Consider the following 10,803-nt stretch of genomic DNA (forward strand, 5'->3'; position numbering starts at 1 on the left):
GGGCGCAACTTATGCGGCCCGCGGGATCGGCGCCACCGTCGGAAACCGATTGATAACCGGCGCAGCCCAGCTTGAAGCGACCTGCATCAACCTGGCTGAGCTCCCATGACCTGCTGCGACCACATTCAATCCCCGCGGATGACGCGCCGAAAGGCGATGCAGGCCGTGGCCCTCGGCGCGGGCGTCAGCCTGCTGTCGACCCTCCAGCCGGGCGTCGCCCGGGCGGGCGGGCACACCGAGATGCTGTTGCTGACCTGCATGGACTTCCGGCTGGTCCACGACGTCGAGACCTACATGAACGCCCGTGGCCTGAAGGACAAATACGACCATGTCGTTCTGGCGGGCGCCTCGCTGGGCGCGCTGAACGACCGGTTCCCGGCCTGGAGCGAGGTGTTCTGGCAGCACCTCGACCTGGCGATCACCCTGCACGAGGTTCACCGCGTGATGATCCTCGATCACCGCGACTGCGGCGCCTACAAGATGATCCTCGGCGAGCCCGCGGTGAAGGACGCCGACACGGAACTGAAGAGCCACGTCAAACAGCTCTACGCGGTCCGGTCGGCGATCCTCGTCAAACACCCGCACATGGAGGTCGAGATCGGCCTCATGGCCCTCGACGGGACCGTGCTGCAGGTCGTCTGACGCCCTATTGCAGGGGCTGTTCAGGCGGCGGCGGAGCCTCCATCCGGGCAGCGTCGCGGTCGGCGGCGTCCTGGGCGCTCTGGGCGGCGCGATCCGCAGCGGCGCGAGCGTCGGCGGCGGCTTGGGCAGCCTCGGCGCCCGTCTGGGCTGCTGCAGTGCGGGCGGCGTTTTCGGCAGCATTCAGCGTCGACTGCGCCCCGGCCAGCGCGCCTTCGGCCCGGCCGAGATCCTGCGCCTGGGCGATCGCGGCGGCGTCGGTCTCAGGTGCGGTCTGGCGGGTCACCATAAAGGCGACGGCGATGATGGCCACAACGGCGACGACTGCGGCGACGACCCAGGGGGTCGAGCTGCCACTGCGCGACGCCGTCGCGCGGCTGTCATAGGGCGGCGGGTTGTGGGGATCGATGTTGGTCATGGGCGGCCCTCCGTGGGGATGAGCCCCCGACCGCCCAGACAACGCGGCGCTCTGACGGGGGTTCCGGTCAGCCCCGCTGCAGGACCAGGGTCGCCCAGGCGTCGCGGTGGATGCGCCGCACGACCCGGAAGCCCTTGGACAGGTAGGCCGCCTTCACCCGCCGCTCCTGCGTGCGCAGCAGCCCGGACAGAATCGCGACGCCGCCGGGACGCAGGGCGCCCTTGATGTCCTGCGCCAGGGCGACGAGGGGCGGGGCGAGGATGTTGGCGAACACCAGGTCGTAGGGCGCGTCCTGGCGCACCAGCCGGTGGTTCAGGCCTGAGGCGTGGACGAACCGGGCGGTGGCCGCGTTCTCTTTCGCGTTCTCGTTGGCGATCCGGACGCTCGGACCGTCGATGTCGGTGCCGACGGCGCGGCGCGAGCCGGTGCGGGCGGCGGCCACGGCCAGCACGCCGGTGCCGCAGCCGACGTCGAGCACCTTGCCGAAGCGCCGGGCCTTGAGCAGGTCGTGGTAGGCGCGCAGGCAGCCGGCCGTGGTGCCGTGATGGCCGGTGCCGAAGGCCGCGCCGGCCTCGATGCGCAGCGCCACCGCGTTCGGCGGCACGCGGCCGGTGTCATGAACGCCGTGGACGAAGAAGCGGCCCTCACGCACCGGGGGCAGGCCGGACAGGGCCATGGCCAGCCAGTCGGCGTCGGCCAGCGGCTCGACGATCACGGTCAGGCCGCCCGAGGCGATCAGCGACGCCTCGATCCCCTCGGCCTCTTCCGTCGAGGTCGGGAAGGCGTCGATCCGCCACAGATCCTTGTCCTCATCCTCTTCGAGGATCGAGTAGGTCGCGCCCTCCAGCAGCGGATTGGCGTCGAGGGCTTCGGCGGCGGCTTCAGCCAGGGCGCGGGGGCCCCGGGCGATGATCTGGACGGCTTGATCGGTCATGGCGTCCCCATAACGTCAGGGACGCCCGCCGTCACGCGGCCTTGCGATCGACTGCGCGTCGACGCGCCGGTTTGCGCGCCGGTTTCGCCGGCTCGGCGACGACGGCCCAGTCCGGAGCCATGCCCTCGCGCCAGCGAATGCAGCCGGGCGCCGAGAGGTCGACATCGAACTGACGGGCATGGGCGCGCTCGGCGTTGGCGGACGGCGGCGCCCAGGTCTTCAGCGCCTTGGAGGCCAGCAGATAGGCCGGCGAGAAGGCCTGCATCAGGCCGCGCGACTTCGGGGCCCAGCCCAGCGCCCGGCGCATCCGGCCGTTGGTGTAGAACACCGCGTTGGTCAGCATCGACTGCGGCGAGGAGAACTCGACCGAGATCGAGACGTTCAGGTCGTCGCCGTTGACCACCCGGTGGGGCGAATGCTGGGGCCAGAACGCCGCCTGGCCGGGGCTCAGCGGCACCGGCAGGACATGGTCCTCCAGCGAAGGCGACCAGGGCAGGTCCGAGAGGTTTTCCTTGAGCAGGATAGCCTCCAGCGCCGCCTCGGTGACGATGTCCTGGCGCGGCGGATAGACGTGCATCGTCTTGTGACCGCGGATATGCCACAGCATCGTCTCGGCCGGGTCGACGTGGAAATAGATGCCCATGCGCGGGCTGGAGATCAGCACCGCCGCATCGGCGGTCAGCACCGGCAGGCCCGTGGCCTGCGAGAATTCGCCCATCAGCTGGTCGAACACCACCTTGTAGCGCGGGTTCTTCGTCATCGCGCTGCGCGGGGACACCCACAGGGCGCCGGTGCGGGCCGCGGTGACAAGCTCCTCGCCGCTCATGCCGTTGGCCTCGCCTGCGATCCAGCGGACGTCGGCCGGCGGGTTCGGCTGCATCGTGCAGATCGTCACCTCGTCGCGCGGATGCTCGTCGAGTAGCGTCGCCAGCGCCGAGTCCGTGAACAGGCCGGTCTGCTCGAGCCGGTGGTTGAAACGCATGATCTCCTTGCGGACGATCTTTTTCTGCTCGGCGTTCAGCGGCGGAAGAATGCGGTCGGTCATGCTCGGTGTCCCATTGCGGCGCAGGCTGGACCGGGCGCAGCAAGGGATTTGCCAAGATATCCTCCCCATCGGGGGAGGTGGACCGGCGCAGCCGGGCCGGAGGGGGTCCGCTCAGATTTCGGGCGACCCCCTCAGTCGGCTTCGCCGACAGCTCCCCCGATAGGGAGCATCCTCCTACTTCGGACCGCCGAGCAGGCCGGTGCCGTCCGTGCTGTACGGATAGGCGGACGCCGGCCTCGTCGGCGGGAAGGTCGCCGCGATCGGCGGCGTGGACGGGAGGGGCAGGGCGGTCATGGCGCCGCCGAGGTTGGCCAGGATGTCGCCGTCGGCGCTGGGATAACGGACGGTCGTCGCGGCGGGCGCCGGCGCCTGCGCCGCCTGCTGCGTCGCCGCCGACCGGATCGCGTCGGTGCGACTGGCGGCAAAGGACCGCTGGTCGGCCGCCGCCCCCTGTCCAAAGACCATGGCGCCGGCCAGCATCAGGGCGGAAATCGTCATCAGCAGCGTCCTCGCGGGTGTCTCGCAGGCAGAGCGCGGCAGGCCGGCTTTGGTTGCGTTCGCGGCCGTGCAGTGGGGCCTGACCGCGCGAGGGACGGCGCCCTGGAGTGGGGACGCTGAAGCGCGGGGTTGAGTGTCTCGCGAGCGCTGACCCTTTTCCGCAAGGGGAGACGGAGCGTTTGAGGCGGCTTCGCTGGCGTCCATCCAGGCGCGGCGTCGACTGGCATGGGGTGCTGAACGGTCAGAGGTGTACGACCACCAACGGTGTTCCTGGGTGGCCCGTGAAAGTCGGGCCGTGACGGAACTGTTGGGACATCATGCGGCCCACAACCTCGCCCGACCTCACCCCTTCTCCACGAACCCGTCGAGCACCTTCTTCGTCCCGGCCTTGTCGAAGTCGACGGTCAGCTTGTTGCCCTCGACGGCGGTCACCTTCCCGTAGCCGAACTTGATGTGGAACACGCGGTCGCCGCGCTTGTAGTCGCTGGCGGCGGAGCCCTCGGAGACGGCGACCAGCTTGCCTTCGCCTTCCAGCACCTGGGTGCGGCCGGCGGGGCCGCCGTGGTAGCCGCGTTCCTGGGCGCGCTTCCACCCGGGGGAGGAGTAGCCGGCGCCGAAGGTGCGGTCGTCGTCCCAGCGGCTGGAGGTCGGCTGGGCCATGCCCGGGCCGCCGCCGTAGTAGCCCGTCTCGCTGCTCGCCTCGACATTGGCCAGCGGCAATTCGTCGACGAAGCGGCTGGGCAGCTGGCTGGTCCAGCGGCCGTAGACCATGCGGTTGGCGACGAAGCTGATGCGCGCCTCCTGGCGGGCGCGGGTGACGCCGACGTAGGCCAGGCGGCGTTCTTCCTCGAGGCCCTTCTCGCCGGACTCGTCCATGCTGCGCTGGCTGGGGAAGACGCCTTCCTCCCAGCCGGGCAGGAAGACCAGCGGGAACTCCAGCCCCTTCGCCGCGTGAAGGGTCATGATCTGCACCGCGTCATCGCCCCGGCCCCGATCCAGATCCATGACCAGCGACACGTGCTCCAGATAGTCGCCCAGGGTCTCGAAGGCGCCCATCGACTGGACCAGTTCCTTGAGGTTCTCCAGCCGCGTCTGGCTCGTCGGGCCCTTGTCCAGGCGCAGGGCGTCCGTGTAGCCGCTCTCTTCGAGGATCGTCTCGGTCAGGCGGTCATGATGCGTGCCCGTCGCCGACAGGTTCGCCCAGCGGTCGAGATCGCGGATGAAGTTGGCCAGGGCCGTGCGGGTGCGGGCCGACAGCTCGTCCGTCTGGACGATGCCGCGCGAGGCGGTGACCGCCGAGACGCCGCCGCCGCGCGCGATCTGCAGGATCTTCTGCACCGTGGTGTCGCCGATGCCGCGCTTGGGCACGTTGATGATCCGCTCGAAGGCCAGGTCATCGTCGGGCGACTGGACCAGCCGCAGATAAGCGTGGGCGTCGCGGATCTCGGCGCGCTCGAAGAAGCGCGGGCCGCCGACCACCGTGTAGGGGATCTGCAGCATTACGAACCGCTCTTCGAATGCCCGCATCTGGAAGCTGGCGCGGACCAGGATGGCGGCGTCGCGGTATTTGCGGCCGTCCTTCTTCCAGCGCTCGATCTCCTCGGCGACCAGCCGGCTCTCGGCCTCGCCGTCCCAGACGCCGCGCACGCGGACCTTTTCGCCCTCGTCGCCCTCGGTCCACAGGGTCTTGCCCAGCCGGCCCTTGTTGACCGCGATCAGGCCGCTGGCGGCGGCGAGGATGTGGCTGGTCGAGCGGTAGTTGCGCTCAAGCCGGATCACCGTCGCGCCCGGGAAGTCACGCTCGAAGCGCAGGATGTTGTCCACCTCCGCCCCCCGCCAGCCGTAGATCGACTGGTCGTCGTCGCCGACGCAGCAGACGCTCTGGCGCTTCTGGGCCAGCAGCCGCAGCCACAGGTACTGCGCGACGTTGGTGTCCTGGTACTCGTCGACCATGATGTAGCGGAAGCGGTCGTGGTACTCGGCCAGCACGTCGGGATGCTGCTGGAAGATGGTCAGGTTGTGCAGCAGCAGGTCGCCGAAGTCGCAGGCGTTCAGCACCCGCAGCCGGTCCTGGTACATCCTGTAGAGCTGCTGGCCGCGGTTGCTGGCGAATACCGCACCTTCCGAGGGCGGCAGGCGCTCCGGCGTCCAGCCGCGGTTCTTCCAGTGGTCGATCAGGCCTGACAGCGCCTTGGGCGTCCAGCGCTTGGCGTCGATGTTCTCGGCCAGCAGGATCTGCTTGATCAGCCGCTCCTGGTCGTCGGTGTCCAGGATGGTGTAGCTCGATTTCAGCCCGACCAGCTCGGCATGCCGGCGCAGGATCTGGGCGGCGATCGAGTGGAAGGTGCCCAGCCAGCGCAGCCCCTCGGCCTGCGGGCCGATGATGTGGGTGATCCGCTCGCGCATCTCGCGCGCGGCCTTGTTGGTGAAGGTGACGCTGAGCAGCTCCCAGGGCCGCGCCTTGCCGGTCGACAGGATGTGCGCCAGCCGGGTGGTCAGGACGCGCGTCTTGCCCGTGCCGGCGCCGGCCAGCACCAGGATCGGGCCCTCCGTCGCCTCGACAGCGGCCTTCTGTTCGGGGTTCAGGCCGTCGAGATAGGCTGGCGCGCCGTCTACGCGGGCGAGGTCGCTGATACGCGGCTGGGGCAGGAGAGAGTCGGACATCGGAACATATGTAGCACACGGCGCGCGCGGACTAAGCGGAACCGCCGGGGTCGCGCGTCGTTATTCGCGGCACAATCACACGCGAAGGAAACACCCCATGGCTGAACAATCCTCCTCCTCCGGCGGAACGCCCTGGCTGGCGTTCATCGTCGGCGGCCTGGTGGTCGTCGCGGCGATCATCGGCTTCATGATGTACTCGGGCCAGTCAGTGGTCCCCGATCGTAGCGTCGACGTGAAGATCGAGGCGCCCCAGTTGCCCGAAGCGCCGAAACTGCCCGACGCGCCGCTGCCCAACCCGCAGTAGCTGAGGCGGAAAAGACACGGTCGCGGTCCTGTGATTGCGAGGCTCTTGCATAAAGATGACGCCTGCGTCATTTTTGGGGTCACGAGACACAAGGACCGCGACTGATGGCCTTCGATTCCGCTCCCGCCGCTCCTGTCCAGACCGCCGCGCCGGCGATGCGGGACCGCAATGCGTTCAGGCTCCAGCCGCTTCGCGCGGCCAAGGCGTTGCGCAAGCTGATCGCCGACAAGGAGGACACCGCCCAGGTGTTCGAAATCATGCGGGCGCTGTCGGGCAATACGATCGTCCGGGGCTACAAGCGCCTGCTGTCGACACCCCAGGGCGGCCGTCTGGCCTATGAGCGCGAAGAGTTCTGCGAGCGTCTGTCGGATACCGCCTGGCTGAACACCTTCGGTCCGGGAACGGTCGGTGAGGCCTATCGCAACTTCATCGCGCCGCGCGGCCTGAGCGCCGAGGGTCTGGCCGAGGAAAGCCGCAAGACCGCCGAGGGCGAGATCGACGCGCCGCATCCCTTCGCCTGGTATGGCCGCCGGATGCGCGACGTGCACGACGTCTGGCACGTGCTGACGGGCTACAGCACCGACGGGCTCGGCGAGGCCTGCGTGGTGGCCTTTTCCTACAGCCAGACCAAAAGCCTCGGCTTCGCGCTGATCGCTCACGCGGGCGCGCACCAGTACCAGAAGATCGGCAACGGCCATCCCTACCGCAAGGCGGTGATGGAGGCGTTCCGCAATGGCAAGGCCGCCGCCTGGCTGCCGGAAGTCGACTACGTGAAGCTGTTCGGGGAGAACCTCGAGGCGGCCCGCGCGCGGCTGAACATCAAGCCGGCGACGATCTATCAGAGCATCCCCGCCGACCAGCGCGACAGGCCACTGAGCCGCAAGCTCGACGCCTGACCTGATCTGTCATCCCGGAGGCCGAAGGCCATCCGGGACCCCGATCGACTCTAAGCCAAATCTGGGTCCCGGATCGGCTACGCCGTCCGGGATGACAGTGATTGCAATTGCTCCAGCGCGAACACGCGGCACGCTGACGCCAGCGGGCGCTCCCCGCGCGCGTCGTCGATGCTGGCGATCAGGCCCGACATGCTGAAGCCGCCGGCCTTCGCCGCTGTGTCCAGCACCGCCCAGAACTCCGGCTCCAGCGCCAGCGAGGTGGCGTGGCCGTGCAGGTTGACCGAGCGCTTTTGCAGGGTGGGGTTCACGTGTCCCGCTTGGAGCCGTCGAGGTCGCGGGCGGCTTTTTCGCGTTCGGCCTCCACCCGCGTCTGTTCGGATTTGGTCTGGCCGAAGCGGACGCGGTTTTCCGCCGCGGTCGCCTTGGCTTCGGACCTGGCCTTGGCCTTGCGAAAACGGTTCAGGTTGACCGGTTCGGTCACTTGCCGGTCGCCCGGATGATTAGGGTCGATTGCAGACGCAGCGGCTTGTCCTTCGGCAAGGCGACGGGCGCGCGGCCGGGCCAGACGCAGTTCTGCATCGAGGTTTCGCGGCGCAGGATCCACAGGCTGACGGGCCGGCCGTTGACCTTGCAGGCCATGCCGACCGCCCATTTCGACAGGCCGGGCTGGCCGGGCCAGGTGAAGCCCATCGAGCTGGCGGCGGTCACCGGCGTGACGGCGGGTTTGACCGCCTTGCCGCCCGAGGCGAACACCAGCCGGTCGGAGGCGACCAGTCGGATAGAGAAGCCGCCGTAGCCCTTGGCGTCATCACTGCCCCCGATCGACAGGTCATCGACCAGCGGGGTGATGGTGGTGTCGAAGTCGATGCGGCGGGTCCCGTCCTTCAGCGGCTGGATGCGGACCTTGGTTACCTCCTTCGCCACGAACACCAGCTCGGGGCCGCTGTTGATGATCCAGTCGACCTGCAGCGTCAGTACGCCGGCGCCGCCGCGCTCGCCGTCGAAGTTGGTCTGGCGGACGAAGAAGGTCAGGCCCTTCATGAACCAGCCGTCGGCGACCTGGTCGCCGCCCAGCCTGATCTGGTGCCAGCTCCAGAACACCCCGCGCTGGTGCAGGTGATCGGCGGGCCGATCCTCGGTCAGGATCGTGCCGTCCGGCGCATAGAGCGGATGGACGTAGTTCAGCCTGCCGGGCTCGACGGACGGGTCAGCGGGCTTGGTGCGATAGAACAGCACCGGCTTTTCGCTGTCGGTGATCGTCACCCCGTCGGGACCGATGCTGGCGTCCAGTCCCGGACGGGCGAGGGCGGCGGCCGGGAGGAGCGCGATCAGCGCCGCGACGAGGAGAGCCTTCATGCCTGGACCTTCTGCTGGCGTGTGCGGCGACTGAACAAGAACAACGGTCTTTGCGCAACCGTGGTCGGCTGCGACCGTTACGACATCGAGGCGGGGGCGCTGAACCCATCACAGGAGACTTCCCATGATTGACGCCACGCAAATCCGCGAACACCTCGAAGTCGTCGGCTCGGACGACAAGCATGTCGGCAAGGTGGACAAGGTGCTCGGCACCGACATCGAGCTGGCCAAGTTCGACCTCGGCAGCGGCTTCAAGCATCACCTGATCCCGACGTCGTGGGTCGATTTCGTCGATGACGAGAAGGTCCATCTGAACGTCACCGCCGACGCGGCCAAGGCGGCCTGGCGCGAAAAGCACTAGGGGCTGACGCCCGGTCCCGATCACCCCTCGCCGCCCGGCGAGGGGTTTTCGTTGGCTTCCGGCGCGAGGATGGCTATCAGACCGCCTCCACGCCTGAGAGCCGACCGACATGAGCGACACCCCTCCCGACCGCCTCGCCACCAACCCGAAGAGCCCGTTCTATGACGCGGCGATCCTCGAGCGCGGCGTGGGCATCCGCTTCAAGGGCGAGGAAAAGACCAACGTCGACGAATACTGCGTCAGCGAGGGCTGGGTGCGTCTGAGCGTCGGCAAGACCCTCGACCGCCACGGCAATCCGATGACCGTGAAGCTGCAGGGAACCGTCGAACCCTACTTCCGCGATATCGCCTGACACCCGAGACTAGTGGCCGGATCGGCGCCGTGATGGTCTTATAGGGCCATGCGGCGAGGACGATCCATTCTGGGCGGACTTCTGATCGGCGGTATCGCGATGGCGGCCGTCTCCGCCGTGCCATCGCCGCCCTGGATCCAGAGGGTTGACCTGCTGTCGGCGCCGGCGCCGCGCGGGCCGCCGACGCAGGAAGAGATCCTGCGCGCCGAAATCGAGCGGCTGGGCGCCGGGTTTGACGGCGAGGCCGGCATCGCCGTGCTCGATGTCAGCGAAGGCTGGGCGGTCAATTTCAACGGCGACAGCCATCTGCCGCAACAAAGCGTCAGCAAGCTGTGGGTGGCGATCACCGTCCTGAACGCCATTGATCGCGGCGACTTCGCGCTGACCGACACCGTGGTGATCCGCAAGGAAGACCTCAGCATCTTCCACCAGCCGATCCGGGATCGCGTGGGCCCCGGCGGCTATCGCGCCAGCATCGCCCAGCTGCTGGCGGCCGAAATCCAGCAGAGTGACAACGCGGCCAATGACGCCCTGATCCGCAAGGTGGGCGGGCCGTGGGCGGTGCAGGTGGCGATCGTCAGCAAGAGCCTCGGCGAGATCCGCTTCGGGCCCGGCGAGAAGGAGATGCAGACCCGCGCCGCCGGCCTGAGCTGGCGGCCCGAGTACAGTTTCGGCCGGACGTTCTGGGAAGATCGCGAAAAACTGCCGCCGGCGGAACGCCGCGCGGCGCTGAACGCTTATCTCGCCAATCCGCCCGACGCCGCCAGCCCGCTGGACATCGTCGACACCCTGGCGCGGCTGCACGCGGGCGAGCTGCTGTCGCCGGAGTCGACGGCCTACCTGCTCAAGCTGATGGCCGGAACCTCGACAGGAGGCGGGCGGCTGCGCGCCGGGCTTGAGCCGGGCTGGACGCTGCAGCACAAGACCGGCACCGGTCAGGTGATGGGACGCCTGGCTACCGGTCACAACGACGTGGGTCTGCTGACCGCGCCGGACGGCAAGGTGTATGCGGTCGCCGTCATGATCGGTCAGTCGCGGGCGTCGTTCGATACACGCCAGGCTCTGATGCGGGAGGTGGCGCGCGCCATCATCGCAAGTCACAGGCCTGCGCCGGCTCCCGCGACATCCGGTGCTGACGACAAATCTATGCCTGAGTAAGGCGGCGGCTTCGAATTCAAGCCCTGAACATATTTGCCAAGCGCTGTTCGTATTGTCGTCTCAATTTGAAAAGCGGCAAACATTGCTTTGCCACTATCTGAAATAAATCAGCTTCATTATTTGCCCCGTCCAATGGAACCACCCGAAACGGGTAGCGTTCATCAGCAATGGAGCGACA

14 protein-coding genes are annotated in these 10,803 nt (G+C 68.2%); 6 read left to right on the forward strand and 8 right to left on the reverse strand.

Features of this window, described 5'->3' with window-relative positions; translation table 11 throughout:
* Window positions 1-138 precede the first annotated feature (138 nt).
* Window positions 139-642: a carbonic anhydrase gene (locus tag AC3WJT_RS06745; protein ID WP_492342297.1), complete on the forward strand. Its 504-nt coding sequence runs from the start codon at window positions 139-141 to the stop codon at window positions 640-642.
* A gap of 4 nt (window positions 643-646) precedes the next feature.
* On the opposite strand, the gene AC3WJT_RS06750 is transcribed toward AC3WJT_RS06745, so the two are convergent.
* The 5 genes from AC3WJT_RS06750 to AC3WJT_RS06770 form a co-directional block, all read right to left on the reverse strand.
* Entirely contained in the window at window positions 647-1,057 is a 411-nt protein-coding gene (locus AC3WJT_RS06750) for a hypothetical protein (protein ID WP_492342298.1), read from the reverse strand.
* A gap of 67 nt (window positions 1,058-1,124) precedes the next feature.
* Window positions 1,125-1,991: a 50S ribosomal protein L11 methyltransferase gene (locus AC3WJT_RS06755; RefSeq protein WP_492342299.1), complete on the reverse strand. Its 867-nt coding sequence runs from the start codon at window positions 1,989-1,991 to the stop codon at window positions 1,125-1,127.
* A gap of 31 nt (window positions 1,992-2,022) precedes the next feature.
* Window positions 2,023-3,036 (reverse strand): hypothetical protein, encoded by a 1,014-nt coding sequence (locus tag AC3WJT_RS06760; protein WP_492342300.1) that lies wholly within the window; start codon window positions 3,034-3,036, stop codon window positions 2,023-2,025.
* Between the two features lie 174 nt (window positions 3,037-3,210).
* Complete coding sequence (locus tag AC3WJT_RS06765) at window positions 3,211-3,534, reverse strand: hypothetical protein (protein ID WP_492342301.1); 324 nt, start codon at window positions 3,532-3,534, stop codon at window positions 3,211-3,213.
* Between the two features lie 342 nt (window positions 3,535-3,876).
* Window positions 3,877-6,198, reverse strand: coding sequence for an ATP-dependent helicase (locus tag AC3WJT_RS06770; protein WP_492342302.1), 2,322 nt, complete (start codon window positions 6,196-6,198; stop codon window positions 3,877-3,879).
* A 97-nt stretch (window positions 6,199-6,295) separates the two neighbouring features.
* Between AC3WJT_RS06770 and AC3WJT_RS06775 the strand changes: the two genes are divergently transcribed.
* Window positions 6,296-6,502 carry a hypothetical protein gene (locus AC3WJT_RS06775; RefSeq protein ID WP_492342303.1) on the forward strand — a complete coding sequence of 69 codons (207 nt, stop codon included), beginning with the start codon at window positions 6,296-6,298 and terminating at the stop codon, window positions 6,500-6,502.
* Between the two features lie 104 nt (window positions 6,503-6,606).
* On the forward strand, window positions 6,607-7,398 hold the full coding sequence (locus AC3WJT_RS06780) for a Coq4 family protein (RefSeq protein WP_492342304.1): 792 nt from the start codon (window positions 6,607-6,609) through the stop codon (window positions 7,396-7,398).
* Window positions 7,399-7,475: 77 nt separating this feature from the next.
* Here the strand turns inward: AC3WJT_RS06780 and AC3WJT_RS06785 are convergent, their stop codons facing one another.
* From AC3WJT_RS06785 to AC3WJT_RS06795, 3 genes are read right to left on the reverse strand one after another with little or no spacing between them, the layout of a single operon-like run.
* Entirely contained in the window at window positions 7,476-7,706 is a 231-nt protein-coding gene (locus tag AC3WJT_RS06785) for a ribbon-helix-helix domain-containing protein (RefSeq protein ID WP_492342305.1), read from the reverse strand.
* Entirely contained in the window at window positions 7,703-7,879 is a 177-nt protein-coding gene (locus AC3WJT_RS06790; protein WP_492342306.1) for a DUF4169 family protein, read from the reverse strand. The genes AC3WJT_RS06785 and AC3WJT_RS06790 overlap by 4 nt, the downstream gene beginning before the upstream one ends.
* Entirely contained in the window at window positions 7,876-8,754 is an 879-nt protein-coding gene (locus AC3WJT_RS06795; RefSeq protein WP_492342307.1) for a DUF6807 family protein, read from the reverse strand. Before AC3WJT_RS06795 ends, AC3WJT_RS06790 begins: the two co-directional genes overlap by 4 nt.
* A 124-nt stretch (window positions 8,755-8,878) precedes the next feature.
* Between AC3WJT_RS06795 and AC3WJT_RS06800 the strand changes: the two genes are divergently transcribed.
* The 3 genes from AC3WJT_RS06800 (at window position 8,879) to bla (ending at window position 10,625) form a co-directional block, all read left to right on the forward strand.
* Window positions 8,879-9,115: a DUF2171 domain-containing protein gene (locus AC3WJT_RS06800; RefSeq protein WP_492342308.1), complete on the forward strand. Its 237-nt coding sequence runs from the start codon at window positions 8,879-8,881 to the stop codon at window positions 9,113-9,115.
* A gap of 109 nt (window positions 9,116-9,224) precedes the next feature.
* Entirely contained in the window at window positions 9,225-9,467 is a 243-nt protein-coding gene (locus AC3WJT_RS06805) for a DUF3297 family protein (RefSeq protein ID WP_492342309.1), read from the forward strand.
* 48 nt (window positions 9,468-9,515) lie between these two features.
* Window positions 9,516-10,625, forward strand: a complete 1,110-nt coding sequence (bla, locus tag AC3WJT_RS06810) for a class A beta-lactamase (RefSeq protein WP_492342310.1) — start codon at window positions 9,516-9,518, stop codon at window positions 10,623-10,625.
* Window positions 10,626-10,803: the final 178 nt, after the last annotated feature.

Source organism: Caulobacter sp. FW305-C-30-S16 (assembly GCF_058783025.1).